Raw genomic sequence first — 21,411 nt, forward strand, 5'->3', positions numbered from 1 at the left:
TCCGCGCACACGTTTACCCGGGCGCGATCGCGGTACTCCGGCGCGATGGTAGGCAGTGCCGGCCGGGCTGACATCGATCCCGTGGGAGTGGCCGCCGAACTGGTGGCCGCGACGGGCGCGGCGGTGCTGCCCGCGCTGAGTGTGACGCGCAGCCTGGGTGTGGGCCGCAAGGAGTGGACGCGGTTCGCCCGGGACCCGTTGCTGTACAAGGTGATACGGCTGCTGTCCCGGATCGCCGCCGCCCTCGACGAGGTCGGCGAGTGGAACGTCCAGGTGCACCCGTTCCACATCCGGTCGGCGCCGCAGGAGTGCGGCGCCGGCGGTCAACCGACGCCCAGGGCCGGCGGCTGCTGACGGCGACGCTGGCCGAGCCGGGCACCCTGCTGGTCAGCGACGACCGCCGCACCCTGCACCAGGTGTCGCCGATCCGGCCGCTCGAGGGCGACGGCCCGGCCCGCCGGGACGTCCTGGTGATCACCTTCGCGTCCGGCCGGCCCTGATCGTCGCGGTATCGTGGCCGCGGTGACTCCAGTTTTCGTCGATGTCGACACCGGCGTGGATGATGCGCTGGCGCTGATGTACCTGTTCGCCAGCCCGGACGCCGACGTGGTCGGCATCGCATCGACCGGCGGAAACGTTGCGGTGGAGCAGGTTTGCGAAAACAACCTGGGCCTGCTGCAGCTGTGCGGGCTGACCGGCATCCCGGTGTCCAAGGGTTCCGGGCACACCCTGACCGGCCCGATGCGGCTGCCGTCAAAAGTCCACGGCCCCAGGGGATTGGGCTATGCCGAGCTGCCGCCCAGCGACCACCGGGTCACCGACCACGACTCGGCAACCGCCTGGGTGCGCGCCGCGCACGCCCACCCCGGGGAGCTGATCGGGGTGGCGACCGGGCCGCTGACCAACCTGGCGCTGGCGCTGCGGGCCGAGCCCGCGCTGCCGACCCTGCTGCGCCGGCTGGTGATCATGGGCGGCTCCTACGACCATCGGGGCAACACCACCGCGGTGGCGGAATGGAACATCAGCGTGGACCCCGAGGCCGCGGCCGAGGTGCTGGCCGGCTGGGGTGGCGCCGACGTCGGGCGGGAGCGGCTGCCGATCCTGTGCGGGCTGGACCTGACCCGCAAGGTGGCGATGACGCCGGATCACCTGACGCGGCTGGCCACCGCCGCGGACTCCGGCACCCGCCCGCTGAGTGCCGACGACGAACCCGGAACCCGGTCCGCGGCCGCCAACCCGCTGATCCGGGTGATCGAGGACGCGATGCGGTTCTACCTGGAGGCCTATCACGACCTCGGCCACGGCTATCAGGCGCACATGCACGACCCGTTGGCCGCCGCCGTCGCGCTGGACCCCACCCTGGTGGCCACCCGTCCGGCGACGGTGGAGATCGAGCTGACCGGCACCCTGACCCGCGCCATGACGGTCACCGACTGGTCGGGTCGTCGAGAACCCAACGCGCTCATCAGGATTGATGTGGACTCGGCGGCATTCTTCGACCGGTTCATCGAACGGGTGGGGCCGTTCGCCCGCCGGGTGGGCGGCGGCCGGTGACGACGGTATCCGCGAAACGAAGGCGGGCCGTCACACGAAAATCGGCGGTTGCCGGTCACCTGCGCCGGTGACGTCGGCGGATTGTGTTTTCATGAAGATGGACGAGTGGGGGCGCGACGTCACGCGTGGACGGCTCCCGTCAAGTGAAAGGTATCGAGTGTCATGACGGAGCTGGTTACCGGGGAAACGCTGCCGAACGTGGTCGTCACTGGCATCGCCATGACGACCGCGCTGGCAACCGACGCCGATACCACCTGGAAGCTGTTGCTGGACAGTCAAAGTGGTATCCGCAAGCTCGAGGATTCCTTTGTCGAGGAGTTCGACCTGCCGGTGCGCATCGGCGGTCACCTGCTGGAGGATTTCGACGACGGGCTGACCCGGGCCGAGCGGCACCGGATGGGCTACCTGCAGATGATGTCGACGGTGCTGGGCCGGCGGGTCTGGGAGAACGCCGGCTCGCCCGAAGTTGACAGTAACCGGCTCATGGTGTCCATCGGCACCGGCCTGGGCTCGGCGGAGCAGATCGTGTTCAGCTACGACGACCTGCGCGCGCGGGGCATGAAGGGGGTCTCGCCGCTGGCGGTGTCGAAGTACATGCCCGACGGCGCGGCCGTCGCGGTGGGCCTGGAACGGCACGCCAAGGCCGGCGTGATCACGCCGGTGTCGGCGTGCGCGTCGGGCTCCGAGGGCATCGCCCAGGCGTGGCGCAGCATCGTCTTCGGCGAGGCCGACGTCGCGATCTGCGGGGGCGTGGAGGTCCGCATCGAGGCGGTGGCGATCGCGGCGTTCGCCCAGATGCGCATCGTGATGTCGACCAAGAACGACGACCCCGTCGGCGCCTGTCGCCCGTTCGACCGGGACCGCACCGGCTTCGTGTTCGGCGAGGCCGGCGCGCTGATGGTGATCGAAACCGAGGAACACGCCAAGGCCCGCGGGGCCAACATCCTGGCCCGCATCATGGGCGCCAGCATCACCTCCGACGGCTACCACATGGTCGCCCCGGACCCCAACGGCGAACGCGCCGGACACGCCATGAGCCGCGCCATCCAGCTGGCCGGGCTGACCCCGAAAGACATCACCCACGTCAATGCGCACGCCACCGGCACCTCGGTGGGCGACGTGGCCGAGGGCAAGGCGATCAACAACGCGCTGGGCCCGCACGGCGGCAACGCCGCCGTCTACGCCCCCAAGGCCGCGCTCGGCCACTCGGTCGGCGCCGTCGGCGCCGTCGAGTCCATCCTGACCGTGCTGGCCCTGCGCGACCAGGTCGTCCCGCCCACCCTGAACCTGGAAAACCTCGACCCCGAAATCGATTTGGACGTGGTGGCGGGCAAACCGCGGCCGGGCAACTACCAGTACGCGATCAACAACTCGTTCGGCTTCGGCGGCCACAACGTCGCCATCGCCTTCGGACGGTACTGAACCCGCGGTCGCGCCGGCCCTCGTTTGGTGATCCGAGCAGAGGGTAAAGCAGCGACTATGGCCTTCGCCGAGTATCAGAACGAGCTCTACGACCAGTCGTTGCACGGCAACCAGCCGCAGTATCCGATCAGATTCGAGGAGCTGGAGGCCAAGGCGTCGGCGGCGATGACCCCGAAGGTGCTGGGGTATGTCGCCGGCGGCGCCGGCGACGAGCACACCCAGCGGGCCAACTGCGAGGCGTTCAAGCGGTGGGGCTTGTACCCGCGGATGGGGATCGCCCCCGAACAGCGCGACATGTCCGTCGAGCTGTTCGGCACCCGGTTCCCGTCGCCGATATTCATGGCGCCCATCGGCGTGATCGGGGTGTGCGACCCCGACGGCCACGGCGACCTGGCCTGCGTTCGGGCCTCGATCCGCACCGGCGTCCCGTTCTTCGTGGGCACGCTGTCGGCCGATCCGATGGAGGACCTGGCCGACGAATTGGGCGACACCCCAGCGTTTTTCCAGCTCTACACCCCACCGGACCGCAAGATGGCCGCCAGCCTGGTGCACCGGGCCGAGGCGGCCGGCTTCAAGGGCATCGCCGTCACCCTGGACACCTGGGTGACCGGCTGGCGGCCCCGCGACCTGAGCGGCGGGAACTACCCCCAGGTGCCCAGCGGATGCCTGGCCAACTACACCAGCGATCCGGTTTTTCGCGCCGGCTTGAGCCGCGGCGAAGACCCCATCGAGGCGGCGGTGCGCAAGCTGCCGATCTTCGGCAGGCCGTTCCGGTGGGAGGACCTGGAATGGCTGCGGTCGCGGACCAGCCTGCCGCTGATGACCAAGGGCATCTGCCACCCCGACGACGTGCGCCGCGCCAAAGACATTGGGGTGGACGCCGTTTACTGCTCCAACCACGGCGGCCGGCAAGCCAACGGCGGGTTGCCCTGCCTGGACTGCCTGCCCGGGGTGGTCGAGGCGGCCGACGGGTTGCCGGTGCTGTTCGACTCGGGTGTGCGCAGCGGGGCCGACATCGTCAAGGCGCTGGCGCTGGGGGCGACCGCGGTCGGCATCGGCCGCCCCTACGCCTACGGGCTGGCGCTCGGGGGCGTCGGCGGCATCGTGCACGTGCTGCGCTCGCTGCTGGCCGAGGCCGACCTGATCATGGCCGTCGACGGCTACCCCTCGCTGAAGGACCTGACGCCGGACGCGCTTCGCCGCGTCGAACATGTTGCACCACAACGTTATTCGTAGCTTCCCTCCAAATACCACCTCCTTTGCCGGTAGCACAGCAGCAGCGCGCGTTCGCTTTCCAGCAGAACCTGGGCGCGGGCGGTACGGCCCCCGCCCTGACCCCGGTCGTCCCACCACCGCTCGTCGACCGGCCAGGGCCCGCCCCACCAGCACAGCCGCTCGCCCCGGCCGTGAACGACCAGGCGCGCAGGGTCGGCGGAGAACAGCCCCCGGCTGCTGACGCGTATCGGATTGCCTTGGGCGTCAAGCAATTCCACCGGATCGTCGAGCAACACCGCCGGTGACGGCTCGGGCAGCCGGCCGGGCCACGGCAGCTCGGGATCGCACCGCGGCACCGGCTCGTCGCCGAGCGGGATCAAGGTGATGCGCTCGGCCGGGCCGCGGCCACCGGACAGCACCGGCACCTGCACCGCCTCCGGGCCGAGCAAGCCCTGCACCCGCACCAGTGCCCGGCGGGCCCGCAGCCGGTCCTCCTCCCCCAGGCCGCCCCAGAGCGGCAACTGCAGCGCCTCGGCGGAGACCACCTCCACCGCCCGCAGCCGCAACAGCGTCACCGGGGCGGTGGGACGATCGCGCGCGGTGCGGTTGCTCAACCAGCCGTCCAGTTGCCAGCGCACCCGGTCGGCGGTGGCGTCCTCGGTCAAAGGCTCGGCGCACCGCCACACCCGGTGGCGTTCTTCGCCGCTCCCGGTGACGGCGTGAATGGCCAGCCGGGTGCAGCCCACACCGGCGGCCATCAGCGCCTGATGCAGCGTGCCGGCCAGCGAGCGCCCGGCGAACGCCGCGGCGTCCACCCGGTCGATCGGCGGGTCGCAGTCCAGCACGGCCTCGAGCTCGGCCGGGGGTTCCCGCCCGGAGGGCGGCCGTTCGGGTTCGCCGCGGGCCAGCCGGTGCGCGGCCACCCCGTCGGCGCCGAACCGGGACGCCACGTCGCCGCGGGCCAGTGCGGCGAACTGCCCGATGGTGCGAATTCCCATCCGCCACAACAGGTCCGTCAGCTCTTCGCGGCCGGGGCCGGACAGGCTCGGCTCGGTGGCGAGTTGGCGGACGGACAGCACCGACAGGAACTTCGCGTCGCCTCCCGGCTCCACGATCCGGCCCGCCCGCGCCGCCAGGACCGCGGTAGACAACCGGTCGGCGATCCCGACCTGGCACTCGGCGCCGGCCACCGAGCTCACGGCCACCGCGTCGACCAGCCGCTCGGCCGCGGCCTCCTCGGACCCGAAGTAGCGGGCCGCCCCGCGCACCGGCAGCACCAGCAGCCCGGGCCGCAGCACCTCGGCGCGGGGCACCAGGTCGTCCACCGCCGCGATCACCGCTTCGAAGAAGCGGGCGTCGCGGTCCGCGTCGGCGGTGCTGACATGCAGTTGCGGGCACCGGGCCGCCGCCTCCCGGCGGCGCAGGCCTCGCCGCACCCCGGCCGCGCGGGCGGCCGACGAGCAGGCGATCACCCGGTTGGCCAACGTGACCGCGACCGGGGCGGTGGCTGGCAGCTCCGCGGCGGCCGCCGCCGCCACCGCGGGCCAGTCCATGCACCAGATCGCCAAAACCCTTGAACCAGAAGGGGTTACCACCGGAATTCACCCCGCCCGCGCCTGGGCCGCCACCCGCCGTCCCGCGCACATCCCGCTGACCTGCAGCCGCACCCCGCTGATGCGCCCGAACCCCGGGGCGGGTTTTCCCCACTGGGCCGGTGTGACCTCATAGCCACAGACCCGGGCCGCGAGCCGCGTCGGCGCGCCCTGCCAATCGCCGCCGGTGACCAGCAGGGTGCAGCCCTTGCTGCGGGCCCGCGCCACCACCGCCCGGGCCCGGGTCGGCGGCACCCGGCGCCCGCCCAGCCCGAGAACCACCAGGTCCATGCCGTCGACCAGCACCGCGGCCACCTCCACCGGATCGGTCCCGGGGTCCGGGATCACCGCGAGCCGGCTCAGGTCCGCCCCCATCTCGGCGGCGGCCAGCAGCCCGATGTCCGGCTGGCCGACGATCGCGGCGTTGCCCCCGGCCGCCGTCACCGCGGCCACCATGCTCAACAGCAGCGACCGGGCGCCCGAGAGCACCGCCACCGACCCCCGGGGCACCCGCACCGATTCGGCCAGCCACCGCGGCAGGGCCAGCAAAGATTCCGCGCCCAGCAGGTCGGCGGGGGCGGCGGCGCCGGATGCCGCCCCGGACATCCTCCCGGACATCTCCGCCATCCGCCGGCGCAGCGATTCCAGCCGCTCGGCGCGGGTTTCTTCGTGGCGACTGGAGGCGAAAGCCGCGGTCATGACCAGCCTCCTGTCGCCACTCGTCGCCCGAATATTTCGAACGCATGTTCGATTCACTGGGGAGTAAACACCCACCCTCCGACAACCGTCAAGAAACGTAAGGGGCAGCCTTATGCGCTCGGTGCCGGTGGGACGGATGGTGCTTTTTTGCCCCGAGTGGCAATGCCGGGCCGGGCCGGTAGAAAGCCGGCGGAAGCCGCACCGTCGTGCACGGCGACGAGCACGTCATCAAATTCACCGAGGCCTGCTACCGGGAAAACGCCCTCCAGCCCGACCCGCGGTTCGCCGCGGCCGTGCAGACCGCACAGCGGCGGATCGCGCCGCGCGCCCTCGGCGGCGGCGCGGCGACCATCCCGTCCGGCTGACGGCAGCCCGAGCCCATTTCCGGCGGGGCGGCTACTCCCACTCGATAGTGCCGGGCGGCTTGCTGGTGATGTCCAGCACCACGCGGTTGACCTCGGGGACCTCGTTGGTGATGCGGGTCGAGATCCGCTCCAGCACCTCGTAGGGGACCCGGGTCCAGTCCGCGGTCATGGCGTCCTCACTGGTCACCGGCCGCAGCACGATCGGATGCCCGTAGGTGCGGTTGTCGCCCTGCACCCCCACCGAGCGGACCTCACCGAGCAGCACCACCGGGCACTGCCAGATCAGCGAGTCCAAGCCGGCGGCGGTGAGTTCCTCGCGCGCGATCGAGTCCGCCCGCCGCAGCGTGTCCAGCCGCGTCGCGGTGACCTCCCCGACTATCCGGATGCCCAGGCCGGGGCCCGGAAAGGGTTGGCGCGCAACGATTTCCTCCGGCAGCCCCAGTTCCCGGCCGACCGCGCGCACCTCGTCCTTGAACAGCAGCCGCAGCGGCTCGACGAGGGTGAACTTCAGGTCGCCGGGCAGCCCCCCGACGTTGTGGTGGCTCTTGATGTTCGCGGTGCCGCTGCCCCCGCCGGACTCCACCACGTCGGGATACAGCGTGCCCTGCACCAGGAACTCGACCGGCTTGTCCCCCAACACATCTCGCACCGCGCCCTCGAACGCCCGAATGAACTGCCGGCCGATGATCTTGCGCTTGCCCTCAGGGTTGGTCACCCCGGCCAGCGCCTGCAGGAAGGTGTCCGCCGCGTCGACCGTGACCAGGTTGGCGCCGGTGGCCGCCACGAAATCGCGCTGCACCTGCGCGCGTTCGCCGGCACGCAACAACCCGTGGTCGACGAACACACACGTCAAGCGATCGCCGATGGCGCGCTGCACCAGAGCGGCGGCCACCGCGGAATCCACCCCGCCGGACAATCCGCAGATCGCGTGGCCGTCGCCGATCTGCGCGCGGACCTGCTCCACCAGCACACCGGCGATGTTGGCGGCCGTCCAGTCCGCGCCCAGCCCGGCGAAGTCGTGCAGGAACCGGCTCAGCACCTGCTGGCCGTGCGGGGTGTGCATCACCTCCGGGTGGTACTGCACCCCGGCAAGGCGGCGGGCCCGGTTCTCGAACGCGGCCACCACGGCGCCGGGGCTGCTGGCCACCACCTCGAAACCGTCCGGCGCGGCGGTGACCGCATCACCGTGGCTCATCCAGACCGGCTGCACGCCCGGTAGCCCCGAATGCAGTTCGCCCCCAAGCACTTTCAGCTCGGTGCGACCGTATTCGCTGGTGCCGGTGTGCGCGACGGTGCCGCCCAGGGCCTGCGCCATGGCCTGAAATCCGTAGCAGATGCCGAACACCGGCACCCCCAGGTCGAACACCGCCGGATCCAGCTGCGGGGCGCCCGGCTCGTAGACGCTGGACGGGCCGCCGGAGAGCACCAGCGCCCGCGGGTGGCGGGCCTTGATCTCCTCGATCGTCGCGGTGTGTGGAATGACCTCGGAGAAGACCCGCGCCTCACGCACCCGCCGGGCGATCAGCTGCGCGTACTGGGCACCGAAGTCGACCACCAACACGGGTCGAGCGGGCGGTTCGGGCACCTCGGTGGAGGGGGATTCGGCCACGCCAGAAGTCTAGTGGCCGCCTCCGCCGGCCCCGGCCCCCGAGGCCCGCAGCGAAAGCGCGTCACCGAGCGAATTCTATGCCTTCGATATGAGCCTCCCGGTCGCTGCTGATAACGATAATCATTTTCACTTATTTTTTCGGTGATTCCGCAGCCCGCCTAGCCCAGGAGTTGCCGTGACGGCAGTGCCGCGATGACCGCACCGATCTGGATGGCGTCCCCGCCGGAGGTGCACTCGGCGTTGTTGAGCAGCGGCCCCGGGCCGGCGTCGGTGTTCGCCGCCGCGGCGGCGTGGAGCTCGTTGGGCGCCGAATACGCCTCGGCGGCAGAGGAACTCAGTGGGTTACTGGCGTCGGCGCAGGCCGGCGCGTGGCAGGGGCCGAGCGCCGAATCCTATGTCGCCGCGCACGGCCCGTATCTGGCATGGTTGACGCGGGCCAGCGCGCACAGCGCGGCGGCGGCCGCCCTGCACGAGACCGCGGGCACCGCCTATACCGCCGCGTTGGCGGCGATGCCGACGCTGCCGGAGCTGGCCGCCAACCACGCCGTCCACGGCGCGCTGGTGGCGACGAATTTCTTTGGGATCAACACCATTCCGATCGCCGTCAACGAGGCCGACTATGCGCGGATGTGGGTCCAGGCCGCCGGCACCATGGCGACGTATCAAGCGGTCTCCACCGCGGCGGTGGCAGCCGTCCCGCAGCCGGACCCGGCGCCGTCCATCCTGAAATCCACCGCGGCGCACGACCACGAGCACGGGGATGACCACGATCACGACCACGGGTTCGACAGCCCGCTCAACCAGTTCGTCGCCCAGATCCTGCGGCTGTTCGGCATCGACTGGGACCCGGTCGAGGGCACCCTCAACGGGTTGCCGTACGAGGCCTACACCAGCCCCGCGGACCCGCTGTGGTGGGTGGTGCGGGCCCTGGAGCTGTTTTCCGATTTCCAACAGTTCGGGGCTCTGCTGCAGGAAAACCCCGCGGCGGCTTTACAATTCATCACCGAACTGGTGCTGCTCGACTGGCCGACCCACCTGGCCCAGCTCGCGAGTTGGCTTCCGACGCAACCCCAGCTGCTGTTGGTGCCCGCGCTCGTCGCCGCGGCGCCGTTCGGGGCGCTGGCCGGCTTCGCGGGCGTGGCCGGGCAGCCGCCCCTCCCCGCGCCGGTCGCGGAGCCGGCGACCCCATCCGCCGTGGCGCCGACCGGCCTGCCGGCGACGGCCGGCGCGACCCCGATCGCCGCTTCGGCCGCGGCTTCGGTGCCGGCGCCCGCGCCACGCCTGCGCCTACGGCGGCCACCGTGTCCAGCCCGGCACCGCCGGCGCCACCGGCCCCGGGCGCGGCCCCGTTTGCGCCTCCCTACGCCGTCCCACCGCCCGGTGTTGGGTTCGGCTCGAAAGCGAGAGCGAGCGTCGACGCCTACGCGAAAAGCAAGTCACCCCAACCGGATTCGAATGCGGTCAGCGCCGGGGCGGCCGTCCGGGAGGCGGCACATGCCCGGCGCCGCCAGCGGTCGCGGCGGCGCAGCCGCGGCGACGAATTCATGGACATGAATGTCGGCGTCGATCCGGACTGGGACGAGCCGGCGACGACGGCGTCCCCGCGCGGTGCCGGAAACCTGGGCTTCGCCGGCACGGCGCCCCGGGAAACCGTCGCGGCCGCGGGCCTGACCCAGCTGGCCGGAGATGAGTTCGGCGGCGGGGCCGGCATGCCCCTGCTCCCGGGCAGCTGGGCCCCGCCTGTCCCGCGCCACAGCGGGGGCTGACGTCCGGCGCGCCGGTGATCGGTGGCGACATGTCCCTTCCGCATGGTGGAGTGGATACCGCCCGACCCCAACCCCCGGAAGCGAGTGCCCGTGCTGGGTCTGCCCGAGAAAGTGCACGCCTGCCTGTTCGACCTCGACGGCGTGCTCACCGACACCGCCAGCGTGCACACCAAGGCCTGGAAGGCGATGTTCGACGCCTACCTGGCCGACCGGGCCAAGCGCACCGGCGAGACGTTCGTCCCGTTCGACCCGGCCGCCGACTACCGCAAATACGTCGACGGCAAGAAGCGCGAGGACGGGGTGCGGTCGTTCCTGCAGAGCCGGGGCATTCACCTGCCCGACGGCAGCCCGGACGACGCGGGAGACGCCGAGACGATCTACGGCCTGGGCAACCGCAAGAACGACATGTTCCAGAAGGTCCTCAAACAGGACGGCGTCAAGGTGTTCGACGGGTCGCGGCGCTACCTCGAGGCGGCCTCGGCCGCCGGCCTGGGCATCGCGGTGGTGTCGTCCAGCGCCAACACCCGCGACGTGCTCGAGGTCACCGGCCTGGACCGGTTCGTGCAGCAGCGGGTGGACGGCATCATGCTGCGCGAGGAACACCTGGCCGGCAAGCCGGCGCCGGACTCCTTCCTGCGCGGGGCGCAGCTGCTCGACGTCCCCGCCGGCGCGGCGGCAGTGTTCGAGGACGCCTTGTCCGGGGTGGCCGCGGGCCGGGCCGGTAACTTCGGTTTCGTGGTAGGTGTCGACCGGGTGGGCCAGGCCGAGGATTTGCGCCGCAACGGCGCCGACGTGGTGGTCAGCGACCTCGCCGAGCTGCTGGCGTCATGATCACCGACGAATCGTTCCCCGTCGACCCCTGGCACGTGCGCGAAACCCAGCTCAACCTCAACCTGCTCGCCCAGTCGGAATCCCTGTTTGCCCTGTCCAACGGGCACATCGGGCTTCGCGGCAACCTCGACGAAGGCGAGCCCTACGGGCTGCCCGGCACCTATCTGAACTCCTTCTACGAGATCCGGCCGCTGCCCTACGCCGAAGCCGGCTACGGCTACCCGGAAGCCGGCCAGACGCTCGTCGACGTCACCAACGGCAAGATCATCCGCCTGCTGGTCGAGGACGAGCCGTTCGACGTCCGCTACGGCGAATTGATCTCCCACGAGCGCGATCTCGACCTGCGCGCCGGAACGATGACCCGCAGCGCGCACTGGCGCTCGCCCGCCGGCAAGCAGGTCAAAGTGGTATCCACCCGGCTGGTGTCGCTGGCCCAGCGCGGCGTGGCCGCCATCGAGTACGTCGTGGAGGCTGTCGGCGAGTTCGTGCGCGTCACCGTGCAATCGGAACTGGTCACCAACGAGGACCAGCCACGTACCTCGGGTGACCCGCGGGTGTCGGCCATCCTGGACAACCCGCTCGAAGAGGTCGACCACGAAAACACCGACACCGGTGCGGTTCTCATGCACCGCACCCGCAGCAGCGCGCTGATGACGGCCGCCGGGATGGATCACGAGGTCGAGGTCCCCGGGCGCGTCGAGGTCAGCACCGACGCGCGCGCCGATCTGGCCCGGACCACCGTGATCTGCGGGCTGCGCGAGGGCCAGAAGCTACGCATCGTCAAGTACCTGGCGTACGGCTGGTCGAGTATGCGCTCACGCCCGGCCCTGCGCGACCAGGTCGCCGCCGCGCTGCACAGCGCCCGCTACAGCGGATGGCAGGGACTGCTGGAAGCGCAACGCAAGTATCTGGACAACTTCTGGGATTGCGCCGACGTCGAGGTCGAGGGCGACCCGGAATCCCAGCAAGCGGTCCGATTCGGGCTCTTCCACCTGCTGCAGGCCAGCGCCCGCGCCGAACGCCGCGCGATCGCCGCCAAGGGGCTCACCGGAACCGGGTACGACGGCCACGCCTTCTGGGACACCGAGGGATACGTGCTGCCGGTGCTCACCTACACCGCGCCGCACACCGTCGCCGACGCGCTGCGGTGGCGGGCCTCCACCCTGGACCTGGCCAAGGAGCGCGCCGCCGAGCTCGGCCTGGAGGGCGCCGCGTTTCCGTGGCGCACCATCCGCGGGCAGGAATGCTCGGCCTACTGGCCGGCCGGCACGGCGGCCTGGCACATCAACGCCGACATCGCCGCGGCCTTCGAGCGCTACCGCATCGTCACCGGCGACGACGACCTGGAGGCCGAGTGCGGGCTGCCGGTGCTGGTCGAAACCGCCCGGCTGTGGCTCTCGCTGGGCCACCACGACCGGCACGGCGTCTGGCACCTCGACGGCGTCACCGGCCCCGACGAGTACACCGCGGTGGTCCGCGACAACGTCTTCACCAACCTGATGGCCGCGCACAACCTGCGCGTCGCGGCCGAGGCCTGCAACCGCCACCCCGACGGGGCCAAGGCGCTGGGCGTCACCACTGAGGAGACCGCGGCGTGGCGCGACGCCGCCGACGCCGTCAAGATCCCCTACGACTCCGGCCTGGGCGTGCACCAGCAGTGCGAGGGCTTCACCACCTTCGCGGAATGGGACTTCGAGCACAACACCACCTACCCGCTGCTGCTGCACGAGGCCTACGTGCGCCTCTACCCGGCGCAGGTGATCAAGCAGGCCGACCTGGTGCTGGCGATGCACTGGCAGAGCCACGCGTTCACGCTCGAGCAGAAGGCCCGCAACGTCGACTACTACGAGCCGCGGATGGTGCGCGACTCGTCGCTGTCGGCGTGCACGCAAGCGGTGATGTGCGCCGAGGTCGGGCATCTGGAACTGGCCCACGACTACGCCTACGAGGCCGCCCTGATCGACCTGCGCGACCTGCACCACAACACCCGCGACGGCCTGCACATGGCCTCGCTGGCCGGCGCGTGGACGGCGCTGGTGTCCGGGTTCGGCGGGCTGCGCGACGACGAGGGCGTTCTGTCGCTGGATCCCCAACTGCCGGACGGGATTTCGCGGTTGCGGTTCCGGCTGCGGTGGCGCGATTTCCGGGTCACCGTGGACGTCAACCACGCCGATGTCACCTACACGCTGCGCGACGGGCCCGGCGGCGAGCTGACCATCCAGCACGCCGGCGCCGAGCTGGAGCTCAGCACCCAGTCCCCGACCACCGTCGCGGTGCGTCCCCGCAAGCCGCTGCTGCCGCCGCCGCAGCAGCCGCCGGGCCGCGAGCCCACCCACCGGCGGGCGGTGTCGCGGTCGTCGCCGGGTCAGTGAGGGTCGGGGGACCTCAGGATCCGCTCCACCTCGGCGCCGGCCGCCCGGCGTAGCTCGGCGTCGGTCAGCTCCTCGATCCCCGTCGCCGCCCGCAGGATGGGCGCGAACAGCCGCCAACCGAACTGCAGCGCAAGGGCATTGGCAACGGCCAGGCGCGCGTGCAGCTCGTCGTCATGCAGCGGCCGCACCCCGTCGAGCAGGGTGGCGATGTTGGGAAAGCGCTTCTGCAGCTGTCCGGCCGGATACCCGTCGAGCACGGTGCGGGCCATCACCCGCATCTGCCGGTCCAGTGACTGCTCCACCACCTCCGCGGGCGTGTCGGTCGCCAGCAGGGCGCTCAGGTTGGCGCCCAGATGGTCGAGCACCGCGCCGACCAGTTGCTCCTTGGTGCCGAAGTGGCGGAACACCAGCCCGTGATTGACCCCGCAGCGCGCGGCGATGTCGCGGATCGACGTCGCGGCTGGTCCCCGTTCGGCGAACAGATCGGTGGCGGCCTCGAGGATCGCCGCGGCCACTTCCGCCCGGCCGGTGGGCGGTTTCCGGCGACGGGTTGCGGAAGTTGTAGTCATCTGACTACAGTAGCATTTGTAGTCAGTTGACTACACCCGTTTCGGGTCCCCTCTTCAAGCCAAGGACGACGACAATGACAGGTCAGATAACCGTCACCAAGCTGGGCAGCCGGATCGGCGCCCGGGTGGACGGGGTGCGCCTCGGCGGCGACCTCGACGACGCCACGGTCGAGCAGATCCGCCGCGCGCTGTTGACCCACAAGGTGATCTTCTTCCGTCACCAGCACCACCTCGACGACTCCCGGCAGCTCGAGTTCGCCCGGCTGCTGGGCACCCCCATCGGGCACCCGGCCGCCTCGGCGCTGGCCGCCAAGCACCTTCCGGTGATTACGCCGATCGACTCCGAGTACGGCAAGGCCACCCGCTGGCATACCGACGTGACGTTCGCCGCCAACTATCCGGCGGCCTCGATCCTGCGGGCGGTCACCCTGCCCAGCTACGGCGGCTCGACGCTGTGGGCCTCCACGGTCGCGGCCTACCAGCAGCTGCCCGAGCCGCTGCGGCACCTGACCGAAAACCTGTGGGCGCTGCACACCAACCGCTATGACTACGTGCGCACCGACGCCCTGAACGACACCCAGCGGGCGTTTCGCCAGGCGTTCGAGAAGCCGGACTTTCGCACCGAGCACCCCGTGGTGCGGGTGCACCCGGAGACCGGGGAGCGCGCCCTGCTGGCCGGGGATTTCGTGCGCGGTTTCGTCGGCCTGGACGGCCACGAGTCCAGCGTGCTGCTGGAGCTACTGCAGCGGCGAATCACCATGCCGGAGAACACCGTTCGCTGGAGTTGGGCGCCGGGGGACGTCGCCATGTGGGACAACCGCGCCACCCAGCACCGGGCGATCGACGACTACGACGACCAGCCCCGGCTGATGCATCGCATCACGTTGATGGGCGACGTGCCGGTCAACGTGCACGGCGAGCGCAGCCGGGTGATCAGCGGCGCCCCGCTCGAGGTGCTGGCCAGCTAGGAGCCTGCTGAATTAATTCCGCGTGGCGGGACGAGTTGTCCTGGGGTTTTGGGGATGATTGTTGGGTGCAGGGTCGCTCTGATGATCAGCGTGAGTTGTTGGATGCGGAGTCGGTTGCCGGGCATCTTCTGAAGGCCGACAGCATGTTTGCGTTCCTGGCGGCGCACCGCAGCCAGTTGTTTCCCGAGGAGATGTTCGCGGACTTGTTCCCGTCGCAGCGGGGCCGGCCCAGCGTGCCGGCTGAGGTGATGGCCTCGGTGATCACCTTGCAGGCCCTGCACGGTTTTTCGGATAACGAGACCGTGGATGCGGTGACTTTCGATCTGCGCTGGAAAGCAGCGTGCGGGTTGCCGATCACGGCGGGCGCGTTTCATTCGACGACGTTGACGTATTGGCGGCGTCGGTTGGCGGCTTCGGATCGGCCCAACCGGATCTTTGAGGCGGTCAAGACGGTGGTGGCCGAGACCGGGGTGTTGGCGGGCAAGACACGGCGGGCCTTGGATTCCACGGTGCTCGACGATGCGGTGGCCACGCAGGACACCGTGACGCAGTTGATCGCCGCGATCCGACGAGTGCGCCGCGAAGTCCCTGGCGCTGCAGCGGTGATCGAAGCCCACTGCAGCGCCCATGATTACGACGATCCGGGGAAACCCGCGATTGCGTGGGAGGATAAGGCCGCTCGGGATCGGCTGGTGGATGGTTTGGTCGGTGATGCTCACCGGGTGCTGGGCTATCTGCCTGACCAGGAACTCGCGCCGCGGGCTGCTGAGGCGGTGGCGTTGTTGGCGTTGATCGCCGGTCAAGACGTTGAACCGGTCGAGGGCTCTGATGGCACCGACGGGCACTGGCGCATCGCGCAGCAGGTCAGTGGGGATCGCGTGATCTCCACCGTCGATGCCGACACGCGGCACGCTCACAAGACGGTGCACCGCCGCCAGGACGGCTTCAAAGCCCACCTTGCCGTCGAGCCCGACACCGGAATCATCACCGATTGCGCGTTGACCAAGGCCAGCGGCGCGGACAACCACGAGGCCGTCGTCGGGCTGAGCCTGCTCGAGGGTGAACACACCCCGGTGCGGGTCCTGGGCGATTCGGCGTATGGCACCGGGGCCGCCCGGGCGGCACTGGCCGACGCCGGCCATGTCGCGGTGATCAAACCGCTACCGCTACGCCCGCCGGTTCCGGGTGGCTTCACCAGCGACGATTTCCTCATCGATTTCGACGCCCGCATCGTGACCTGCCCGGCTGGACACGGAATGCCGATCCGTCCCAGTGGCGGAGTCACCTTCGAAAGATACTGTCGCTCATGCCCGTTGGCGTCCCGGTGCACGACCGCCACGCGCGGACGCAAACTCACCCTTCATATCCACGAGCAATTATTGCGCGCTGCTCGCGTCGCGGCCCGCGACCCCGATTGGCAAGCCGAATACCGCCAACACCGGCCCATGGTGGAACGCTCAATGGCCTGGCTCACTCGCGGCAACCGCAAGGTCCGCTACCGAGGAACCGCCAAAAACAACCATTGGCTGCACCACCGCGCCGCAGCACTGAACCTACGTCGGCTGCTCACCATGGGCCTGACCCGCACCGACACCACCTGGGCCATCGCCTAACACGCCCTCACACCAAGGCCTTGCCTCAGCCGCCGACCGCTGCCACGCTCAACAACGGCGGGGCGATCTCTTTTCTGTCGACCCACAGGGTCTGACTACAACACGCCGCTAGACGGTTCGAGACGCCCCGCCCCAAAAAATCCCCTAATTCAGCAGGCTCCTAGCTGGCCGAGCTGATCGGCTTGGTCGGTGTCCAGCGCAGCGCGCCCGGCGCCTCGGCCGGGACCACCGGCGCCTTGGGCGCGATCGGATCCAGCCGCCGATACGGCTCGCCCTGCGCGGGGCGCTGGTCGTTCTCGCCGTTGTTGGGCCACAACGCCGCCGCCCGCTCGGCTTGGGCGGTGATGGACAGCGAGGGGTTGACGCCCAGGTTGGCCGAGATGGCGGCGCCGTCCACCACATACAGCGTCGGGTAGCCGTAGACCCGGTGGTAGGGGTCGATGACGCCGTGCTCGGCGTCCTGGCCGATCACCGCGCCGCCCAGGAAGTGGGCGGTCAGCGGGATGTTGAACAGCTCCCCCCAGGTGCCGCCGGCCACGCCGTCGATCTTGGCGGCGATGCGCCGGGTGACCTCGTTGCCGACCGGGATCCAGGTGGGGTTCGGCTCGCCGTGGCCCTGTTTGCTGGTGTACCAACGGATTCCGAGCCTGCCACGCTTGGTGAAGGTGGTGATCGAGTTGTCCAGGTGCTGCATCACCAGCGCGATCAGGGTGCGCTCGCTCCACTGGTGGACATTGAGCAACCGCATCAACCGGCGCGGATCCTCGCGGGCCTGGTCCAGCAACTGCTTCCAGCGCGGCACGTCGGTGCCCTGCGGGCCGGCGCCGTCGGTCATCAGCGTCTGCAGCAGACCCATCGCGTTGGAGCCCTTGCCGTAGCGGACCGGCTCGATGTGGGTGTCCGGCGTCGGATGGATCGACGACGTGATGGCCACCCCGTGCGTCAGGTCCAGGTTGGGGTCGACCTCGAGCTTGCCGGCGCCGACGATGGACTCGGAGTTGGTGCGGGTCAGCACGCCCAGCCGGTTGGACAGCCGGGGCAGCCGGCCCTCGTCGCGCATCTTGAACAGCAGATGCTGTGTGCCCCAGGTGCCGGCGGCCAGGATCAGGTGCTTGGCGGTGTAGGTGCGCCTGTCGCGGCGCACCCAGCTGCCGGTGCGCACCGTGCGGACCTGCCACAGCCCGTCCGGGCGTTGCTCGAACGCCTTCACCGTCGTCATCGGAAGCACATGCGCCCCAGCCGATTCCGCGAGACCCAGGTAGTTCTTCAGCAGGGTGTTCTTGGCGCCGTAGCGGCAGCCGGTCATGCAGCAGCCGCACTCCAGGCAGCCGGTGCGTTCCGGCCCGGCGCCGCCGAAGTACGGGTCCGGCACGGTCTTGCCGGGGGCCTTGGTGCCGTCGGGGCCGAAGAACACTCCGACCGGGGTGGGCACGAACGTGTCGCCGCAGCCCATCTCGTCGGCGACCTCTTTGACGATCCGGTCGGCGTCGGTGAAGGTCGGGTTGGTCACCACGCCCAGCATCCGCTGGGCCTGGTCGTAGTGCGGCATCAGCTCGTCGCGCCAGTCGGTGATGTGCGCCCACTGCTGGTCTTTGAAGAACGGCTCCGGCGGCACGTAGAGGGTGTTGGCGTAGTTCAGCGAGCCGCCGCCCACTCCCGCGCCGGCCAGGATCAGCACGTTCTTGAGCGGGTGGATGCGCTGGATGCCGTAGCAGCCCAGCTTCGGCGCCCACAGGAACTTGCGCAGGTCCCAGGATGTCTCGGCGAAATCCTCGTCGGCGAACCGGCGGCCGGCCTCCAGCACGCCCACCCGGTAGCCCTTCTCGGTCAGCCGCAACGCGCTGACGCTGCCCCCGAAACCCGAACCGATGATCAGGACGTCGTAATCCGGCTTCATCGCACCAGTATGGCCTTACCCGCCGGTAACAAGCCAGGGGCCTCCGGCCGCCGCGCCCGAGCGTCACGCTGGCGTGACGCTCGGCGCCGGCCGTCACGCCAGCGTGACGGCCGGCCGGTGGCCCAAGGCGCAAGGGCGCCTCAAGGCGCGACTAGCTGCCGACCGTCAGGCCCACCTTCTGGAATTCCTTGAGATCGCAGTAACCGGCCTTCGCCATCGACCGGCGCAGCCCGCCGACCAGGTTCAGCGAGCCGAACGGGTCGTCGGACGGCCCGTTGAGCACCTGGCGCAGCGGCGGGCGCTCCCCGATCGCGACCTGCAGCAGCGCGCCGCGTGGCAGCGACGGGTGCGCGGCGGCGGCCGGCCAGAACCAGCCCTCGCCGAGCGCCTCGGCGGCCTCGGCCAGCGGGGTGCCCAGCACCACCGCGTCGGCGCCGCAGGCGATCGCCTTGGCCAGCTCGCCGGAGGTGTGGATGTCGCCGTCGGCCAGCACGTGCACGTAGCGGCCGCCGGTCTCGTCGAGGTATTCGCGACGTGCGGCGGCGGCGTCGGCGATCGCGGTGGCCATCGGGACGCTGATGCCCAGCACCTCGTCGCTGGTGGTCACTCCCCTGGTCGCGCCGTAGCCGACGATGACGCCGGCGGCCCCGGTGCGCATCAGGTGCAGCGCGGTGCGGTGGTCCTGCACGCCGCCGGCGACCACCGGCACGTCGAGCTCGGAGATGAACGTCTTGAGGTTCAGCGGTTCCCCGTCGCTGGCCACGCGTTCGGCCGAGACGATGGTGCCCTGGATGACCAGCAGGTCGATGCCGGCCTGCAGCAGGACCGGGGTGAGTGCCTGGGCGTTTTGCGGGCTGACCCGCACCGCGGTGGTCACCCCGGCCTCCCGGATGCGGGCCACGGCCGAGCCCAGCAGGTCGGGGTTGAGCGGCGCGGCGTGCAGCTCCTGCAGCAGCCGGATCGCCGCGGAGGGTTCGGGTTCCTTGCTGGCGGCCTCGACCAGCTGAGCGATCTTGGCCTCGACGTCGGCGTGCCGGCCGATCAGGCCCTCGCCGTTGAGCACGCCCAGGCCGCCGAGTCGGCCCAGCTCGATGGCGAACTCCGGTGACACCAGCGCGTCGGTCGGGTGCGCCAGCACCGGGATCTCGAACCGGTAGGCGTCCAGCTGCCAGGCCGTCGACACGTCCTGCGAGGAGCGGGTGCGCCGGGAGGCCACGATGCTGACTTCGCTCAGTTCATAGCTGCGACGGGCGGTGCGGCCCATCCCGATCTCGACCATGTGGGCCTCAGCGCGCGTAGTAGTTGGGGGCTTCGACGGTCATGGCGACGTCGTGCGGGTGGCTTTCCCGCAGGCCCGCCGCCGTGATCCGGACGAACTGCGCCTGTTGCAGCGCCTCGATGGTCGGCGAGCCCGTGTACCCCATCGCCGCCCGCAGGCCGCCGGTGAGTTGGTGGATCACCGAGGACAGCGGGCCGCGGAACGGCACCCGGCCCTCGATGCCCTCGGGCACCAGCTTGTCCTCGGAGAGGGCGTCGTCGGCGAAGTAGCGGTCCTTGGAGTAGGACTTGCCGGCGCCGGAACCGCGGCCGGCCATCGCGCCCAGCGACCCCATGCCGCGGTAGCTCTTGAACTGCTTGCCGTTGACGAAGATCAGCTCGCCGGGCGCCTCGGCGGTGCCGGCCAGCAGCGAGCCCAGCATGGCCGTCGACGCGCCGGCGGCCAGCGCCTTGGCGATGTCGCCGGAGTACTGCAGCCCGCCGTCGGCGATCACCGGCACGCCCGCCGGCCCGCAGGCGGCCACGGCTTCCAGGATCGCGGTGATCTGTGGCGCGCCGACGCCGGCCACCACCCGGGTGGTGCAGATCGAGCCGGGCCCCACCCCCACCTTCACCGCGTCGGCGCCGGCGGCCACCAGGGCGGCGGCCGCGGCCCGGGTGGCGACGTTGCCGCCGATCACCTCGACGCGCTCGCCCACCTCGGCCTTGAGTTTGCCGACCATGTCGAGTACCAGCCGGTTGTGCGCGTGCGCGGTGTCCACGACCAGCACGTCCACCCCGGCGTCGACCAGCATCATGGCCCGTACCCAGGCGTCGCCGCCGACCCCGACGGCCGCGCCGACCAGCAGCCGGCCGTCGCTGTCCTTGGTGGCCAGGGGGTGCTGTTCGGTCTTGACGAAGTCCTTGACGGTGATCAGCCCGGTCAGCCGGCCGTGCCCGTCGACGATGGGCAGCTTCTCGATCTTGTTGCGCCGCAACAGCCCCAGCGCCGCGTCGGCGGACACGCCCTCCTGGGCGGTGATCAGCGGGGCCTTGGTCATCACCTCGGCGACCTTCTTGGTCTGGTCGACCTCGAACCGCATGTCGCGGTTGGTGATGATGCCGACCAGCGCGCCGGAGTCGTCCACCACCGGCAGCCCGGAGATGCGGAACCGCGCGCACAGCGCGTCGACCTGGGCCAGCGTGTTGTCGGGGCGGCAGGTGACCGGGTCGGTGACCATGCCGGCCTCGGAGCGCTTGACCATCTCGACCTGGCCGGCCTGTTCGGCCACCGGCAGGTTGCGGTGCAGCACGCCCATGCCGCCCGCCCGGGCCATCGCGATGGCCATCCGCGACTCGGTGACGGTGTCCATCGCCGAGCTGACCAGCGGCACCTTGAGCCTGATCTTCTTGGTGAGCTGGCTGGAAGTGTCGGCGGTGGCGGGCACCACGTCGGAGGCCGCGGGCAGCAGCAGCACGTCGTCGAACGTCAGGCCGAGCATGGCGATCTTGTGCGGGTTGTCGCCCCCGGTGGGCACCGGATCGTCGACGAGGCCACCCACCCGCACGTACGCACTGCCAACCAGGTCAGAGCTGTCTTCCAGGTGGGACGTGCCACGGGTCATCAGTGGGGTCCTCCATACGATGCGGGGTGAGAGACCCATCCTATCGGCTCGGCCGCC

At 70.6% G+C, this 21,411-nt stretch carries 15 protein-coding genes and 2 pseudogenes; 10 read left to right on the forward strand and 7 right to left on the reverse strand.

The window, feature by feature from the left end; translation table 11 throughout:
* Positions 1-81: 81 nt before the first annotated feature.
* The 4 genes and pseudogenes from NF20_RS16805 (at position 82) to NF20_RS16820 (ending at position 4,212) form a co-directional block, all read left to right on the forward strand.
* Positions 82-500, forward strand: a pseudogene (locus tag NF20_RS16805) (2OG-Fe dioxygenase family protein).
* Between the two features lie 13 nt (positions 501-513).
* A complete protein-coding gene (locus NF20_RS16810; RefSeq protein WP_023874693.1) occupies positions 514-1,554 on the forward strand; it encodes a nucleoside hydrolase in 1,041 nt (346 codons plus the stop codon).
* 162 nt (positions 1,555-1,716) lie between these two features.
* The gene (kasB, locus tag NF20_RS16815) at positions 1,717-2,976 is read left to right on the forward strand and encodes a 3-oxoacyl-ACP synthase KasB (RefSeq protein WP_023884280.1); all 1,260 of its coding nucleotides are present in this window, start codon (positions 1,717-1,719) and stop codon (positions 2,974-2,976) included.
* A gap of 57 nt (positions 2,977-3,033) precedes the next feature.
* A complete protein-coding gene (locus NF20_RS16820; RefSeq protein WP_033712577.1) occupies positions 3,034-4,212 on the forward strand; it encodes an alpha-hydroxy-acid oxidizing protein in 1,179 nt (392 codons plus the stop codon).
* Here the strand turns inward: NF20_RS16820 and NF20_RS16825 are convergent.
* Positions 4,203-5,744, reverse strand: coding sequence for a DNA polymerase Y family protein (locus tag NF20_RS16825; protein ID WP_033712575.1), 1,542 nt, complete (start codon positions 5,742-5,744; stop codon positions 4,203-4,205). The two genes, NF20_RS16820 and NF20_RS16825, sit on opposite strands and share 10 nt — an antisense overlap.
* A gap of 48 nt (positions 5,745-5,792) precedes the next feature.
* Positions 5,793-6,482: a hypothetical protein gene (locus NF20_RS16830; RefSeq protein ID WP_009978879.1), complete on the reverse strand. Its 690-nt coding sequence runs from the start codon at positions 6,480-6,482 to the stop codon at positions 5,793-5,795.
* A 206-nt stretch (positions 6,483-6,688) separates the two neighbouring features.
* Here NF20_RS16830 and NF20_RS27715 point away from each other — a divergent pair, with 206 nt between their 5' ends.
* On the forward strand, positions 6,689-6,847 hold the full coding sequence (locus NF20_RS27715; RefSeq protein ID WP_003874441.1) for a hypothetical protein: 159 nt from the start codon (positions 6,689-6,691) through the stop codon (positions 6,845-6,847).
* A 31-nt stretch (positions 6,848-6,878) separates the two neighbouring features.
* Here the strand turns inward: NF20_RS27715 and guaA are convergent, their stop codons facing one another.
* The gene (gene guaA / locus NF20_RS16835) at positions 6,879-8,456 is read right to left on the reverse strand and encodes a glutamine-hydrolyzing GMP synthase (RefSeq protein ID WP_050594187.1); all 1,578 of its coding nucleotides are present in this window, start codon (positions 8,454-8,456) and stop codon (positions 6,879-6,881) included.
* Positions 8,457-8,648: 192 nt separating this feature from the next.
* Between guaA and NF20_RS16840 the strand changes: the two are divergent.
* From NF20_RS16840 to NF20_RS16850, 3 genes and pseudogenes are all read left to right on the forward strand, one after another.
* Positions 8,649-10,222, forward strand: a pseudogene (locus NF20_RS16840) (PPE family protein).
* Positions 10,223-10,264: 42 nt separating this feature from the next.
* Positions 10,265-11,053 (forward strand): beta-phosphoglucomutase family hydrolase, encoded by a 789-nt coding sequence (locus tag NF20_RS16845; RefSeq protein ID WP_050593729.1) that lies wholly within the window; start codon positions 10,265-10,267, stop codon positions 11,051-11,053.
* Complete coding sequence (locus NF20_RS16850) at positions 11,050-13,425, forward strand: glycoside hydrolase family 65 protein (protein WP_033712570.1); 2,376 nt, start codon at positions 11,050-11,052, stop codon at positions 13,423-13,425. The genes NF20_RS16845 and NF20_RS16850 overlap by 4 nt, the downstream gene beginning before the upstream one ends.
* Here the strand turns inward: NF20_RS16850 and NF20_RS16855 are convergent.
* Positions 13,419-13,994, reverse strand: a complete 576-nt coding sequence (locus NF20_RS16855) for a TetR/AcrR family transcriptional regulator (protein WP_031348461.1) — start codon at positions 13,992-13,994, stop codon at positions 13,419-13,421. The genes NF20_RS16850 and NF20_RS16855 overlap by 7 nt on opposite strands.
* Positions 13,995-14,068: 74 nt before the next feature.
* Between NF20_RS16855 and NF20_RS16860 the strand changes: the two genes are divergently transcribed.
* On the forward strand, positions 14,069-14,962 hold the full coding sequence (locus tag NF20_RS16860) for a TauD/TfdA dioxygenase family protein (protein WP_019731772.1): 894 nt from the start codon (positions 14,069-14,071) through the stop codon (positions 14,960-14,962).
* 65 nt (positions 14,963-15,027) lie between these two features.
* Positions 15,028-16,575 (forward strand): IS1182 family transposase, encoded by a 1,548-nt coding sequence (locus NF20_RS16865; RefSeq protein ID WP_033712567.1) that lies wholly within the window; start codon positions 15,028-15,030, stop codon positions 16,573-16,575.
* Positions 16,576-16,735: 160 nt separating this feature from the next.
* Here NF20_RS16865 and NF20_RS16870 read toward each other — a convergent pair whose 3' ends face one another.
* The 3 genes from NF20_RS16870 to guaB form a co-directional block, all read right to left on the reverse strand.
* On the reverse strand, positions 16,736-18,472 hold the full coding sequence (locus NF20_RS16870) for a GMC oxidoreductase (protein ID WP_033712565.1): 1,737 nt from the start codon (positions 18,470-18,472) through the stop codon (positions 16,736-16,738).
* Positions 18,473-18,623: 151 nt separating this feature from the next.
* On the reverse strand, positions 18,624-19,751 hold the full coding sequence (locus tag NF20_RS16875) for a GuaB3 family IMP dehydrogenase-related protein (RefSeq protein WP_003879524.1): 1,128 nt from the start codon (positions 19,749-19,751) through the stop codon (positions 18,624-18,626).
* A 7-nt stretch (positions 19,752-19,758) separates the two neighbouring features.
* The gene (gene guaB, locus NF20_RS16880; protein ID WP_003874394.1) at positions 19,759-21,354 is read right to left on the reverse strand and encodes an IMP dehydrogenase; all 1,596 of its coding nucleotides are present in this window, start codon (positions 21,352-21,354) and stop codon (positions 19,759-19,761) included.
* Between the last annotated feature and the right edge of the window lie 57 nt (positions 21,355-21,411).

It is taken from the genome of Mycobacterium sp. MAC_080597_8934, assembly GCF_000523975.1.
Classification (GTDB): domain Bacteria; phylum Actinomycetota; class Actinomycetes; order Mycobacteriales; family Mycobacteriaceae; genus Mycobacterium; species Mycobacterium avium.

What these genes read in the sequence shown, in the direction of transcription:
- kasB (WP_023884280.1), top strand. Translation starts at nt 1,717, where the DNA reads ATGACGGAGCTGGTTACCGGGGAAACGCTGCCGAACGTGGTCGTCACT.
- NF20_RS16820 (WP_033712577.1), top strand. Translation starts at nt 3,034, where the DNA reads ATGGCCTTCGCCGAGTATCAGAACGAGCTCTACGACCAGTCGTTGCAC.
- NF20_RS16825 (WP_033712575.1), bottom strand. Translation starts at nt 5,744, where the DNA reads ATGGACTGGCCCGCGGTGGCGGCGGCGGCCGCCGCGGAGCTGCCAGCC.
- NF20_RS16830 (WP_009978879.1), bottom strand. Translation starts at nt 6,482, where the DNA reads ATGACCGCGGCTTTCGCCTCCAGTCGCCACGAAGAAACCCGCGCCGAG.
- NF20_RS16845 (WP_050593729.1), top strand. Translation starts at nt 10,265, where the DNA reads ATGGTGGAGTGGATACCGCCCGACCCCAACCCCCGGAAGCGAGTGCCC.
- NF20_RS16850 (WP_033712570.1), top strand. Translation starts at nt 11,050, where the DNA reads ATGATCACCGACGAATCGTTCCCCGTCGACCCCTGGCACGTGCGCGAA.
- NF20_RS16855 (WP_031348461.1), bottom strand. Translation starts at nt 13,994, where the DNA reads ATGACTACAACTTCCGCAACCCGTCGCCGGAAACCGCCCACCGGCCGG.
- NF20_RS16860 (WP_019731772.1), top strand. Translation starts at nt 14,069, where the DNA reads ATGACAGGTCAGATAACCGTCACCAAGCTGGGCAGCCGGATCGGCGCC.
- NF20_RS16870 (WP_033712565.1), bottom strand. Translation starts at nt 18,472, where the DNA reads ATGAAGCCGGATTACGACGTCCTGATCATCGGTTCGGGTTTCGGGGGC.
- NF20_RS16875 (WP_003879524.1), bottom strand. Translation starts at nt 19,751, where the DNA reads ATGGTCGAGATCGGGATGGGCCGCACCGCCCGTCGCAGCTATGAACTG.
- guaB (WP_003874394.1), bottom strand. Translation starts at nt 21,354, where the DNA reads ATGACCCGTGGCACGTCCCACCTGGAAGACAGCTCTGACCTGGTTGGC.